This window comes from Ottowia caeni (assembly GCF_050821495.1).
GTDB lineage: Bacteria > Pseudomonadota > Gammaproteobacteria > Burkholderiales > Burkholderiaceae_C > Ottowia > Ottowia caeni.
In genome coordinates, this window is record NZ_CP151080.1 from 2,255,560 (window position 1) to 2,268,594 (window position 13,035).

The 13,035-nt window shown below is 60.3% G+C and carries 15 protein-coding genes; 8 read left to right on the forward strand and 7 right to left on the reverse strand.

Features of this window, described 5'->3' with window-relative positions:
* Positions 1 to 3 precede the first annotated feature (3 nt).
* From AAAK34_RS10920 to AAAK34_RS10955, 8 genes are read left to right on the forward strand one after another with little or no spacing between them, the layout of a single operon-like run.
* Positions 4 to 852, forward strand: coding sequence for a polysaccharide deacetylase family protein (locus tag AAAK34_RS10920; RefSeq protein ID WP_231693066.1), 849 nt, complete (start codon positions 4 to 6; stop codon positions 850 to 852).
* The gene (locus AAAK34_RS10925; protein ID WP_431777263.1) at positions 849 to 1,766 is read left to right on the forward strand and encodes a class I SAM-dependent methyltransferase; all 918 of its coding nucleotides are present in this window, start codon (positions 849 to 851) and stop codon (positions 1,764 to 1,766) included. The genes AAAK34_RS10920 and AAAK34_RS10925 overlap by 4 nt, the downstream gene beginning before the upstream one ends.
* Positions 1,766 to 2,959 (forward strand): beta-ketoacyl-[acyl-carrier-protein] synthase family protein, encoded by a 1,194-nt coding sequence (locus AAAK34_RS10930; protein WP_231693349.1) that lies wholly within the window; start codon positions 1,766 to 1,768, stop codon positions 2,957 to 2,959. Before AAAK34_RS10925 ends, AAAK34_RS10930 begins: the two co-directional genes overlap by 1 nt.
* Positions 2,956 to 3,177, forward strand: a complete 222-nt coding sequence (locus AAAK34_RS10935) for a hypothetical protein (protein WP_431777264.1) — start codon at positions 2,956 to 2,958, stop codon at positions 3,175 to 3,177. Before AAAK34_RS10930 ends, AAAK34_RS10935 begins: the two co-directional genes overlap by 4 nt.
* Complete coding sequence (locus tag AAAK34_RS10940) at positions 3,155 to 3,790, forward strand: beta-ketoacyl synthase chain length factor (RefSeq protein ID WP_431777265.1); 636 nt, start codon at positions 3,155 to 3,157, stop codon at positions 3,788 to 3,790. The genes AAAK34_RS10935 and AAAK34_RS10940 overlap by 23 nt, the downstream gene beginning before the upstream one ends.
* An 11-nt stretch (positions 3,791 to 3,801) precedes the next feature.
* Positions 3,802 to 4,278, forward strand: a complete 477-nt coding sequence (locus AAAK34_RS10945; protein WP_231693069.1) for a hydroxymyristoyl-ACP dehydratase — start codon at positions 3,802 to 3,804, stop codon at positions 4,276 to 4,278.
* Positions 4,275 to 5,018, forward strand: a complete 744-nt coding sequence (gene fabG, locus AAAK34_RS10950; RefSeq protein WP_231693070.1) for a 3-oxoacyl-ACP reductase FabG — start codon at positions 4,275 to 4,277, stop codon at positions 5,016 to 5,018. The genes AAAK34_RS10945 and fabG overlap by 4 nt, the downstream gene beginning before the upstream one ends.
* Complete coding sequence (locus AAAK34_RS10955) at positions 5,015 to 6,361, forward strand: cation:proton antiporter (protein ID WP_231693071.1); 1,347 nt, start codon at positions 5,015 to 5,017, stop codon at positions 6,359 to 6,361. Before fabG ends, AAAK34_RS10955 begins: the two co-directional genes overlap by 4 nt.
* Here AAAK34_RS10955 and AAAK34_RS10960 read toward each other — a convergent pair.
* Genes AAAK34_RS10960 through AAAK34_RS10990 form a run of 7 tightly spaced genes read right to left on the reverse strand, consistent with a single transcriptional unit; the run spans position 6,332 to position 13,000 of the window.
* Complete coding sequence (locus tag AAAK34_RS10960; RefSeq protein ID WP_231693072.1) at positions 6,332 to 7,096, reverse strand: glycosyltransferase family 2 protein; 765 nt, start codon at positions 7,094 to 7,096, stop codon at positions 6,332 to 6,334. The genes AAAK34_RS10955 and AAAK34_RS10960 overlap by 30 nt on opposite strands.
* 20 nt (positions 7,097 to 7,116) lie before the next feature.
* Entirely contained in the window at positions 7,117 to 7,911 is a 795-nt protein-coding gene (locus tag AAAK34_RS10965) for a lysophospholipid acyltransferase family protein (protein WP_231693073.1), read from the reverse strand.
* Between the two features lie 37 nt (positions 7,912 to 7,948).
* Entirely contained in the window at positions 7,949 to 9,283 is a 1,335-nt protein-coding gene (locus tag AAAK34_RS10970) for an NAD(P)/FAD-dependent oxidoreductase (protein WP_231693074.1), read from the reverse strand.
* 59 nt (positions 9,284 to 9,342) lie between these two features.
* Positions 9,343 to 9,618, reverse strand: coding sequence for a phosphatase PAP2 family protein (locus AAAK34_RS10975; protein WP_431777266.1), 276 nt, complete (start codon positions 9,616 to 9,618; stop codon positions 9,343 to 9,345).
* Entirely contained in the window at positions 9,615 to 10,037 is a 423-nt protein-coding gene (locus AAAK34_RS10980) for a hypothetical protein (protein ID WP_431777267.1), read from the reverse strand. Before AAAK34_RS10980 ends, AAAK34_RS10975 begins: the two co-directional genes overlap by 4 nt.
* Positions 10,034 to 12,427 carry an MMPL family transporter gene (locus AAAK34_RS10985; RefSeq protein WP_431777268.1) on the reverse strand — a complete coding sequence of 798 codons (2,394 nt, stop codon included), beginning with the start codon at positions 12,425 to 12,427 and terminating at the stop codon, positions 10,034 to 10,036. The genes AAAK34_RS10980 and AAAK34_RS10985 overlap by 4 nt, the downstream gene beginning before the upstream one ends.
* A 9-nt stretch (positions 12,428 to 12,436) precedes the next feature.
* The gene (locus AAAK34_RS10990) at positions 12,437 to 13,000 is read right to left on the reverse strand and encodes an outer membrane lipoprotein carrier protein LolA (RefSeq protein ID WP_431777269.1); all 564 of its coding nucleotides are present in this window, start codon (positions 12,998 to 13,000) and stop codon (positions 12,437 to 12,439) included.
* Between the last annotated feature and the right edge of the window lie 35 nt (positions 13,001 to 13,035).

The following is a 13,035-nucleotide window of genomic DNA, read 5'->3' on the forward strand; positions in this document are numbered from 1 at the left end:
GCAATGAATCAGCCCCCGAATGCGCCCTGGCGGCCCAGTTCCTTCTTGCAATTAAGTGCGGCCACCCATCTGAGCGCTGGTGTGGGTGCCATATTGGCTCCCCAGTATTGGCCATGGTGGTTAGGTGCTGTGCTCGCAGACCATGCGGTCGCAGCCGTTGCAGGCCTTTTGCCTCGCACCAGTTTGCTGGGAGCCAACCTTACCCGCTTGCCAGTGGTATCAGCTTCGCGCGGCGAGGTGTCTCTCACGTTCGATGACGGGCCAGACCCTGAAGTTACCCCACGGGTACTCGATCTTCTGGAAGCAGCTGGGCATCGTGCCAGTTTCTTTTGTATTGCCGAGCGTGTGCGCCAGCATCCGGAACTGGCGCGCGAGATCATTCGGCGTGGCCATCTCATCGAGAACCATACCGACACCCATCCCCATCTTTTCGCCACTTACGGTCCGCGTGGTATGGCACGACAAATAGACGACGCTCAACAAACCCTGCAAGACGTAACTGGCCGAGCACCTTTGTTTTTCCGTGCTGTGGCTGGCTTGCGCAACCCGTTCCTGGATCCCATACTCACACGGCGCGGCCTGCGCTTGGCCAGTTGGACACGGCGTGCCTACGATACCCGAACTGGCGATGGAGACACCGTGCTGAAGCGCCTTGTAAAGAGGTTGGCGCCCGGAGACATACTGCTCATGCACGATGGCCATGCAGCGAGAGGTCGCACTGGCTGCCCCGTGGTGCTGGAGGCCTTACCTCCACTGCTGCAAGCCCTGGGTCAGCAGGGGCTGCGCTCGGTTACGCTTCAAGCGGCGTGCATGCCGGAAGGCGCAAGACACCTGCAGGGGGCGTTGACATGAGGCACCCTGACCAAGGATTGGCATCAGGCCACGATAGGGGTTCTGCGTCAGCGGCTTCGCAGGAGATACATGACGACGCCGGCCTCAAGGCAAAAAGCGGGACAACCAGAAGTGGTGCCAAGCCAGATCAGCATACGCTGCACAGAGCTCTTGTGGATGCAGCCAGCGCTCGCTACCTGACGGGAACGGGGGAATTTCGTAATCAGCGCGACGGACGAAGCGGACACAACAACCACGTTAAGGGCAGCCGGTTTGCATACCATTTTGCGCGTGGCAAACTGGGAATTGATCCGCTCTTTATTGACCTGCTGCGCTTGGGTGTCCTGCCTGCGCAAGGGCGCTTTCTCGATCTTGGTTGCGGTCAGGCGGTTTTTGCGGCCTGGTTGCTTGCGGCGAGACAAGCGTACGAGGCAGGAAACTGGCCGGCATGCTGGGCTCCGCCACCTGTGGTGCATAGCTTGCACGGGCTGGAACTCATGCCGCGTGATGTGGCGCGTGCCCAAGCCGCCCTCGCCGACGAACCTCGTGTGCGCATCGAGTTGGGTGATATCTGTCAGGCCGCTTTTGAGTCCGTCGATGTGATCACCATTTTCGATGTGCTTCACTACTTTGGTCCTGCCGCCCAAGATGATGTTCTGCGCCGCATTCGGGCCGCATTGCCCCCCGGGGGCTTGTTCGTGGCGCGAGTTGGGGACGCGTCCGGCGGCTTACGTTTTTCGCTGAGCCGCTGGGTCGATCAGATCGTGACATTTGTGCGAGGGCATGGGTTCTCGTCCATGTACTGCCGGCCGGTGGACGATTGGGCGCAATCATTGCGCGCACTGGGTTTTGACGTTCGGATCATTCGTACCGAAGGCGGTCCGCCGTTTGCCAACACCATGCTGATTGCCCGAGTGCCGATGGAGCACGCATGATGAGTAATCTTGCACTCACTGCACTGACCGCCAGCACTGCACTGGGCGAGGGGGTGGTGCCGCTACTCTCCGCTTTGAAAGAGGGGCGCAGCGGTCTCAAGGCCTGCGATTTCGAAGGCGCGTCCATCAATACATGGGTTGGTGAAGTGCCAGCCGTAGATGCTGAGGTTCTGCCGCCCGCCCTTCACGCATACGACTGCCGCAATAACCGCCTCGCGTTGTTGGGCTTGCGGGCCGACGGGTTCGAAGAGGCGGTGCGCAACGCCATGGCTCGCTATGGTGCTGATCGCGTGGCGCTGATATTGGGTACGAGCACTTCGGGCATTCTGTCTGCCGAGCAAGCCTACCGCGAGCGCGATGCAGAAGGTGCGCTGCCTGAATGGTTCGATTACCGAGCTACACACAATACCGCATCCGTGGGCGCTTTTGTACGCGAATACCTGGGCTTGCGGGGGCCGGTGTCGGTAGTGTCCACGGCTTGCTCGTCTTCCGCCAAGGCATTTGCGGCCGCAGATCGTTTGATCTCGGCGGGCTTGGCCGATGCCGCGGTGGTGGGGGGAGTGGATTCCCTTTGTTTGACCACGTTGTACGGTTTCTCTTCCCTGGAACTGACGTCGGCCGAGCCGTGCCGACCTGGCGATGTGGCGCGCAAGGGGCTTTCGATTGGTGAGGCCGCGGCGTTCGTGCTGCTGGAACCAGTCTCGGGGTCTGCTGAAGAAATCACGCTGGCCGGGTGGGGCGAATCCAGCGATGCACACCACATGTCGGCGCCGCATCCTGAAGGCCGTGGTTCGCGGGCAGCCATGCAGGCGGCGCTCGTGCGTGCGGGACTTCAAGCATCGGATATTGACTACATCAATCTGCACGGGACAGCCACACCGGCCAACGACGCTTCAGAGGGTGCTGCGGTGGCCGCGATCTTCGATAAGGGCGTGCCGTGCAGTTCAACCAAAGGAATGACCGGGCACACGCTGGGTGCGGCTGGCGCACTCGAGGCCGTTATTTGTGCGCTTTCGCTGCGCCACGGGGTGTTGCCCGCCAGTGTGGGCACGCAAACGCCCGATCCTCAGATTCCGTTGGAATTGGTCCTGAAGCCCGGAGGCACGCGGCCCTTGCGCCATGTGCTTTCCAATTCTTTTGGATTTGGCGGCAGTAATTGTTGCCTGATCTTGTCGCATAGGGGGCAATCATGAGTGCGGCAGACGACATTTGCGTTTGGGTGGATGGAGTGGGCCTGATTGGCCCCGGCATGACCAGTTGGACGCATGCGCGTGCCTTGCTGATCGGAGAGGCTGACTACGAACCCAGCCCTACCGTGTTGCCGGCCCCGGAATTACTCCCCCGCAGAGCGCCGCCGCGCCAGCAGGATTGTCAAGGCTGCGCTGGCGGTGGGCCTGGAGGCCTGCCGTGAGGCTGCGGTGGAACCCAGCGCACTTCCGAATGTGTTCGCAGCCTCCGGAGGGGACGGCCACAATTGCCACTCGCTTTGCGAATTGCTGGCGGGTGAAGATCGGCAGATATCGCCCACGCGCTTTCACAATTCCGTGCACAACGCGGCCTCGGGGTACTGGTCGATCGCTACCGGCGCGACGCCTGCGGCACAAGTATTGGGCGCCTACGATGCCAGCTTTGCGGCTGGTCTGATAGAAGCCATGACGCAGGTTGAAGCCAGCGGGCAGCCGGTTTTGCTGGTCGCCTGCGACAGCGAGTATCCGGAGCCGCTTCATGCCAAGCGGCCCATTCTGGATACAGCGGGGCTGGGTTTGGTGTTGTCTCCCGTCCGAACCGACCGTTCCATCGGCCAGATACATATGGCCCGTCGTGGCGCGTTGCAAGAGTGTGTCCCTGATGGCCTTTCCTTCGATCATCCTCGGCTCAAGGCATGTGTCCAGGCCATGCCGGCCATGCGCGGGCTGCCGCTGCTGGAGGCACTTGTTTCGCCAAACGGCGCGCGGCCGGTCGCGCTCGAGTATTTTGCGCCTCAGTCGCTCGTCGTGCGAGTGACTGCTTTGGAGGCATGTTGAGCGCTCTCCCTATGCTTGACAACATCTGGACCGATGCCAAAGGGCAGACACGCGACTGGATTGCTGCGCGTATTCCTCATCAAGGCCAGATGTGCCTGCTTGCACGCGTAGTCTCGGCATCGCCCGGTGGTCTTGCCTGCGTGGCCGATAGCCACCTGACGCCCGACAACCCGATGCGCCTGGGTGGCCAACTAGGTGCTTCCTGCGGCATTGAATACGCCGCGCAGGCCATGGCCTTGCACGGCGCACTGATGGCTGACCAGCGCGGTGCGGAGCGATCAAAAATGGGGTTTCTGGTAAGCGTCCGAGCCGTGTCCATGCATGTGTCACGTCTGGACGACGTGGCTGGCGAACTCACCGTTTCTGTGCTTTGCGAGGCTGACAACGGTGATCATTGCGTTTACGGGTTTAGCCTGAATGCCGGTGGCCAACCACTCCTCGATGGTCGTGCCATGGTGATGCTGAACGCGCCACAGACTTCTTCATGACTTCTACTGAAAATATTTTTCGCCGCGCCCTGGTGACCGGTGCAAGTGGCGGCATAGGCGGGGCGATTGCCCGCACCCTGGCCGGGCAGGGCTTTGAGGTACTGGTGCACGCCAATCGGCAACGCGAGGCGGCAGAGGCATTGGTGGCTGAAATCAACAGCTCCGGTGGTCGAGCACAGGCGTTGGTGTTCGATGTAACCGACCGTTCGGCGTGCGAAGCGGCGCTTGGTACGCAGTTGGAGGCGGGGCCGATTCAGGTCATTGTGAACAACGCTGGCGTACATGATGACGCCGTGTTCCCGGGCATGCGGGCTGAGCAATGGCAACGCGTGATCGATGTGAACCTGAATGGTTTTTTTAACGTGACTCAACCGTTGATGCTGCCACTCTTGCGCACGCGCTGGGGCCGGATCATTGCGATCACCTCTGTGGCGGCGCAAGCAGGCAATAGAGGTCAGGTCAACTATGCCGCCGCCAAAGGGGCGCTGCATAGCGCCGTCAAGTCATTGGCACTGGAGTGTGCCAGCCGGGGCGTCACGGTGAATGCAGTGGCACCCGGCATCATTGCCACCGACATGAGCACCGGCGCTTTCAACGATGCGGCCATCAAGCAACTGGTGCCCATGCAGCGGGCCGGACAAGCGCAGGAGGTGGCTGATCTGGTCGCGTTTCTTGCCAGCGACAAGGCCGGCTACATCTCGGGTCAGACGATAGCCATTAACGGTGGAATGTATTCATGAGCATTTTGGGGGCCACGCAAGAACTGGCAGTTCACAAGGCCGAGGCGATACTTTTTTTCACGCTGCTCCAGCTCTCGGTGGTCGTGCTGGCAGGCCGGATCGGCAGCGCGATGGCCGTCCGCTTTGGACAGTCTTCGGCGGTCGGAGAGATCATTATTGGCATCTTGCTGGGCCCGTCGCTATTCGGATTGTTGGCTCCAGACGCGTTCCGCTACGTGTTCAATTCTGCCCCAGGGGAGCCGATGCAAGTGCTCTCCCAGATCGGGTTGATCCTGCTGATGTTCCAGATTGGTCTGGAGTTCGATTTCGGTCATTTGACCGAGAAGCGCAATCGCCGCACTACCCTGTGGGTGGCTGCTGCGGGCTTGGCGGTGCCTTTCGCGCTCGGGTTGGCTTTTGGCTGGTTCAGCGCACCCATACTTTCACCGAGCGCCAATCCCTTGGCCACGGCCCTGTTTGTGGCCACTGCGTTCTCTATTACCGCACTTCCGATTCTTGGGCGCATTCTCATCGAGTTCGATCTTACGCAGCACCCCATTGGCGTGATTGCCATCAGTGCCGCGGCCATTAACGATGTAGTGGGCTGGCTGCTGCTGGCTCTTGTGAGTGCATTGGCTATTTCGCAGTTCGATGCAGGGGTGTTTGCACTGAACGTGGGGCTCGTGTGCGGCTTTGCACTGCTGGCGTGGTTTGGCCTGCGTCCGCTGGTCAAGCGGCTGGTTCGATTGGGTCAACGCGGCGATGACCCTCTGCCCAATTCGTTGCTGGGTGTGCTGCTGGCGCTGATATTCATGGGCGCCATGGCCACCTATCAGCTGGGAATATTTGCGATTTTCGGTGGCTTCATGATGGGCGTGTTGCTGCACGACGAGCGCCGCCTGATTGGCGCCTGGAAAGACCGCATGGGTCAGTTCGTGACCGTATTTTTTGTGCCGATCTTCTTTACCTACACAGGCTTGCGTACCAACATTGGTGGGCTGGATACGCTGGAGCTGTGGGGTTGGTGCGCGCTGACCGTGTTCTTGGCAACGGCGGGAAAATTCGGTGGGAGCTACCTCGCATCCCGATGGTCTGGGATGGGCAAGCCCGAATCAAAGGTGCTGGGTATTCTGATGAACACCCGAGCATTGATGGAGCTGATCGTGATCAACGTAGGTTACGACCTGGGCGTCATTTCGCAGAACATGTTCACGATACTTGTGATCATGGCCATCTTCAGCACGGTGATTACCTCGCCCGCATTACGACGTTGGTTGCCGTATTGCCAACTCGCTGGCGGCTGGAGTCGGTCACACCGGGAGCATGTGGGAGAGTCAGCCTCGGCCCAGCAAGCTTCGCCATAGAAGCAGGGGCAGGCGGCACAGAAAACCTAGAAACAGGCGCGTGTGCATCCATGTGAGCAATGTGTTGTCGCGCAGGTATTTGAAATGCGAAACGCCGCCTTCTTCGGGCGTGAAGTAGCGCACCGGGGCTGGTAGATTCACTGGGCGCACACCAGCCCAGCAAAGTCGCACGGCAGCCTCAGGGTCAAAATCGAAGCGCCGCATGAAGCGCTGGCCGCGCATGACGCGCGCAAGGGGGGCGATGGGATAAACGCGAAAGCCATAGAGTGAGTCACCAATGCCCATGCCCAATGTTTCCAGATTGGCCCAACCGTTGGAGATCTTCCGGCCAAGTACACGTAAACGAGGAGCTTCCGCACCGAATATGGGCACACCCAGTACCATGGCCGCTGGTGCATTCTGCGAGGCTTGCATGAAGCGGGGTATGAGTTCTGAGGGGTGTTGGCCGTCAGAATCCATGGTGAGCGCGTGCGTGAATCCTTCCCGTGCGGCGAGCTCCAGACCGGCCAGAACGGCCGCGCCCTTGCCTTGGTTGGAGGGCTGAACAATAACTCTCAGCCCGGTGTCCTGTGCTGCCAGCTCGCGAAGCCAGTCGGCGCTGCCGTCAGTACTGCCGTCTACAACGACCCATACAGGAGTCCATTGTGCGCGCGCTGCGCGCACGGTTTCGAGCACCTTGCGGCCGGGGTTGAAGCTCGGAATGAGCACCAGGTGGGTGGAGGAGGCTGCGGGCATCGGAAAGGGAAAAGGTAGGGTCAGCCGTTCAGGGCGTCCTGGGTGTCGACCGTTTTGCTTTCGGCACACCGTGTTTGATGGGCTTCCAACTGCCCGCGAAAATAACGTTCGATTTCTTGGCCAAAGCGTTGTGGCTGAGGGATGCTGTCGAGGCGCTGCCCTAGGCGCACACGAATGGTGAGTGGGAGGCGCGGTGGCTGCCAAATGGGCCAGTGCTTGCCCAGATAGGGCGAACTCATCTCGATCAGGAGCGCTTGCACGGGAACACCTGCGCGCGCCGCGAGCAAGCCCGCGGTGGAGGCACAGGGGCCTACCGGTGGCGTGCTGGTGCGCGTACCCTCCGGAAAAATCACCAGGCATGCGCCTTCTCGAAGCTCATGAATGGCATTGCGAATCATGGGCAACGGCGCGTCGTTGACGATGTAGCGTGCCATGCGAGCGCCCGCGCCGAGCAGCAGGTTGTTCATGAGGCCGGCTTTCATGATGCACACAGCGTTTGGAAGCCTCGAAACAAGGATCACTGCATCAAGCAAAGAGGGGTGATTGGCCACCACCACCAGGGGCTTGCCTTGCCGACCTAATTCTTCGAGTTCTCGAAGATCAAACCGGCAGCCACACAACAGAGCAAGCAAGCGCACGTAGAGGCGGAAGCCGGTGCGTATGGCACTGCGGCCCAGGCGTTTGGCCTGAGTCTCCGTTAGGGCAGCATTCAGTAGCAATGCGAAGGGCGTCCAGGCCAGGCAAATCACAGCGAGCAGGCCAAGGCCCATGACCATGGCCAAAGGTTCGTAAGCACGCCAGAATAGTTTGGGCACGGAAAGTCGGCGAGGCGGTGGAATAATGGGATTCAGCTTAGTTGGCGCTATTCGGGTCAACCGGAAGGATGTTGATCCGGCGGCGTCGCCAGGCACGCATGGCCGTGGGCAGTTGTGCTAGAGACGACACATAGTAGATAACTTTGAATAGTCCCAGAGACGCCCAGATAGGAGTGCGGCCGTAAATGTCTCCAGCCAGGACGGAAAGCAGGGCGTCTTTGACGCGAAGGGGGTTGCGTGGGCCCATGAAAAGATCGCGCATGACTGGGTTGGTCATACGGTAAATGAACCAGGAGAACTCCCGAGGCCCGTGCTTGAGAATTCGGTCGAGCCGCCCCAGTGCCTGCTGGCGCCGGCTTGGCTGTGTCAGCCAGGTGTCGATGGCTTCTGCACCGGAAAAGCCGCCTTGCATGGCCATCATGACACCTGATGAGAATACAGGGTCGATAAAGGCATAGGCGTCTCCAAGCAGAACATAGTTGCGGCCGTGGTTGCGCTCGCTGCTGTATGAAAAGTTGCCCGTGGCCTCTACTTCGTTGACCAGGTGTGCGTCAGCGAGGCATGCCGCCAGCTTGGGGTTCATGGCAAAGCCGTCTAGCAGGAATTGCTGCAAGCTTCGCTCACCCCGCGTCTTCATGAAATAGGGCCAGGTGACCATGCCGACACTGGTCACGCCATCTTGCAGTGGTATGAACCAGAACCACCCATGTTCGAACCAGAAGATCGTGATGTTGCCCTCGGCCTCACCTTCGTTGCGGCGCGCTCCCTCAAAATGGCCGTAAAGCGCTACGCTGTTGTGTTTCGGGTTCTTATGCTTGATCTTGAAGCGGCTGGCCAAAAATGTGTCTCGGCCGGAGGCGTCCACCACAAACCTTGGCGCCACCGATAGTTGGCGTCCGTCATCGTGCGTTGCAAGCGCATGCGCACGCTCGGGCGTGGCTTCCAGGTCTACCGAGGTGACCCTGCATCCTTCAAATACGCGCGCACCGCAACGCGCGGCATTGCGCAGCAGTATCTGGTCAAACTCGGAGCGGCGCACCTGGTAGGAGTGGGGCATGCTCTTGTCCCAGGCCTCGGAAAACTGAAATGCCTGTTTGTGTTCGTGCCATGGCGACACGAACTCAGCGGCCCACTTCGTCATACCAATGGCCCGCATTTCGTCAGCCACTCCGAGCTTCTCGAAAAGCGGGAGGTTGGCAGGCAACAATGATTCGCCAATATGAAAACGGGGATGCCGGTCTTTGTCGAGCAGCAGGACATCGTGGCCTTTTTGCGCCAGCAGCGCCGCGACTGTGCTGCCCGCAGGGCCCCCGCCTATGACCAGTACATCACATTCGCTGGTTTCCTGAGTGGGCTCTGGGGTTGCATGCATGCTGGATTCCGAATAACGCGCAGCTCAAAAAGGCGACGCAGGCTGTAATCTTTCGAGGATTATCCCGCTTCCTGATCCCGCATGGCGACTCGCAAGCTCAGCCACCCAGCTACCAGGCCCAGGGCGCCGCCAGCCAGGAGATCGATCAGCAAATGTTGCTTGACCGCGAGCGTTGAGTAGCAGATGCCCGCGCACCAAAAGGTATTGATCCACTTCGTCCAAGCAGGAGCGTGCACAGTTCGCAGCACCGTCTGCAGCCACATGAACGAGAAGACCGCAGCAGCTACATGCAGGGAAGGGCAAGCGTTGCCGTTGGTGTCAACAGCATACATCATGGCGAATGCACCGCCCCCTCGCGTGGGCCAACCGCCGCAGAGACGGACGTGGGCCAGAAAACGAAAATCAGCAGACCAACTGAGCATAGCAAGCCAATATGAACACCGTAACGCGTCAGATGCCGTAAGTTGGGTTGCAAGGCCACCGGCAGCGCGGTGTAAACCCAAAGCGACAAGTACAAGCCCAATCCCCAGGGCTGAAAGCCGATCCAGTTGTCGATGGCAGTGGCCGGAATCTGGGTAACCTCGAAGATCGGATTGCGCTGGATGTACAGGTACAAGTAAAAGAAGGCCAGCAGGAACAGGGTGTTACCTGTGCCTTTGACAATCGGCAGTGTGCGAATACGCATACGCAAGTTTGTGAGCCACGGCGCGGTGCCGGATCGCGTGCGGGTCTGCGTCAGGATCTGGTTGCTCATGGATTCCCCTGGGAGCGGCTGTTGCCCGACCAGCTCATGGCCAGCAACATTGCAAGCAGGGCGCCAGGCCCTACGGTGGCGCCTATGGCGTGAAGCACGGGCACCTTGGAAAAAGACAGCACGCCAAAGCCGACCATGGTGGATATGTTCGCCATCGCCAGTGAAGCCAGAGCACTGGAGCGAGGCAGTTCGGCAGTCCCGGGCTTGCTGGCGTCTCCTACTTGCTGGTTGAAGAACAGTGCGTAATTCGAACCAACGGCAATGATCAACAGCAGGCCTACCAAGTGCAGCAGCGTCATGCGCACGCCACCTATGACGTGCGCCGCCATGACCAGTACCACCGCACCCGCGAGCGGCAGAACAACGCGCAGTACCTGCACCGGATTGCGCAGCGCCAACGCGAGCAACAGGACGACACACAGCCCGCCAATCATGGCCAGGACCAGCGCTTGGTGGAGGTACTGGCCGAACATGCCGTTGGCTTGCTCTTCGAGATCGAGGTAGAAAACGTCGATCCCATGTTCAGGCGATTCAAGGTGCGTGCTGGCAGCCGCCTTTGCTGCGGCGGCCTCGGCGGCACCCGCGCCTTCCGGTAGTCTGATAGGCATGAGTACCGACCAGCCTTCGTCCCGGCGCAGCAACAGGCTTTGCACGGCAAACGCGAAGCTAGTGCCCTGCAATACCTCGGCCGTAAGCGTGGGGGCCGTACGTGCCCACTCTACATCTTTGATGAAAGGCTCGAGCCGTTGGGCCTGTAGCGGAAGGCCCTCGAGTGCCTGGGTCAGGCGCTGACGCAGCTCCTGCTGTTCGGGCAGGGCGCTCTTGCGGGCCTGCTGGGTGGCCAAACTGGGCAAGAAACGGGTCGGTGTTTCAATTCCGCGGATGCGACCACTGGCAACCAGCGGCTGCAAGCGCCGTTCGATCTGTTCTGCAGCCCTGAGTGCCGCGTCTTGCGTGGGCGCCGTTACCACCACCATGTGCTGTAGATCGGGAGCACCTGCATCCTTACGCAGGTCTGCGTCCAGCTTTTGCAGGTCCATGGGGGCGGGGTTGAGCCCTGAGAGTCCTTCTGTCCATAATTGAGTCCGCCCCATGAGCACTACCACCAGGGCCGCCACTGTCAGAGCGGCCGCGGGCCAACGCAGACGCCGTGCCCAGAAACTCAGCCGGGCCATTCGGTTACCCAGCCAATTGATGCGTTCCATGGGGACGGGCGCAGTCGGCAGCGCCGGCAATACAAAGCGCGTGATCGCGGCGGCAGCCACCAGGCCAGCCACTGAATACGCGCCGAGTTGGGCCAGCCCGGGGAAACTTGAGAACAGCAGCACGGCGAATCCGCAGATTGAGGTGGCGACACCTAGCCGAATGGTGGGCCAATAGCTGCGGCGCCACGAGTCCGCATCATGGGCTTGCACCAGATAATAGATGCTGTAATCAATTGATTCGCCGATCAGCGTGGTGCCAAAGCCGATCGTGATCGCGTGAACCGTATCAAAGCCCAGGCCCACAGTGGCAACGGCCACCAGAATTCCCGAGGCTACTGGCAGCAATCCGATGGCCACGTTCCGCAATGAACGGTACACGGCGAACAGCAGTGCGAACACCGTGAGGCTGCCAATTAGCGACAAACGCTCCACTTCAGACTTGATGGTGCTGCGCGCGTGAACGGAGAACACCGGCGTGCCGGACATGCGCAGGCTGAGTTCACCGCCTGGGTTCGCTTTGTCGAAGGCGGCTTGAATAGCGGTTAGTGTGCGCTCCTGCGCATCGGTGTCAGTGCCGGCTGCCGCAGTCATGGTGATCAGCAGCGCGCGCGCGCCATCTGGAGACGACCACGCGCCGTCGCTGCTGGAGGGCATGTTGGCGCCAGAGATGGCGTCAAGCGTTCGCACCAGTTCGCCCGTCGGATCACGTGGCAGCAGGTTCTTCAGGAGCATTCCCGCCGAGCCGGAGAGGTCAGCGACGGTCTGGCCAATGGCCTCGTGCAACCCGGAAACGGTAAAGCGTTCGGCGGTAACGCCCGGGCTCAGCCCGTAACGGTTGCGCAGCAGCAACTCCTGATCCAATTCCCGGCTGGCATTGTCTCCATTCACGACGCCTAGAAAATCTCCGCTTGTCCGCAGCGTTGCGGCCAACGAGCGGGACGCATCGGCACGGGATTCAGGCGTTCCGCCATCAATGCCGATCAAGATCATGCGCGAAAGAGCACCTTCCCGGATCTGATCGACCAGCAAGCGTTGGCGCGCATCCGGATCCTTGGGCAGGAAGGCCGACATGTCGGTGCTGTAGTGGCTGGTGGCAACCACGGCAATACAGGCGATCATGGCCAGGAGCCATAGCAAGAGCGCGTTGCGATGACCGCGAGTAGGCGTATGTGAAGGCGAAGTCATCCGCCGACCTTATTGATCTGACTCGATGGCCATCAAGGAGCGATCACCGTCGGCTTGGAGAGTTTCAATGGTAGAGATCATATTGCGCTTGCCGCTGATCAGAATCTGGGTGACCCAGCGTTGCGTGCGCTCGTCTGCGGGTGTGAGCACCAAGCGCCAATTGGCTTCGGAACCCGACAACTGCAGCCCATAGTACTGTCTGAGCAGGGCTTGGTTGCCCATCAGCGTACCCCTCACGGCCTCCACGATACTGGTCACTTCCGGGTATTGGTTCAGGCGCAACTCATGCTTCTTGCCGTCGCGTACAACGGTCAGGCGCTCTCGCTCCAGAATCATGGATTCTGGTTTCGGCTTCAGCGTGTTTTTCTCCAGTCGGTTTGGCGGGCCGTAGAAGAGCGTCCCTGAACTCACCACCGGGGCATCAAGCATGGCAATGGTCTTGGTTTCGGTAAAGCGGGCCTGCCCGGTGGGGTGCCGGGCGAGTTGTTGCATCAGAGCGTCCACGGTCCATTCTGCCCAGGCAGGTGTGGCTGCCGTCATCGTCAGAATTGCCACCGCGAACCAATGTTTCATTAGATTAGCGCGGGGTCTCATGCCAGAAATCATAA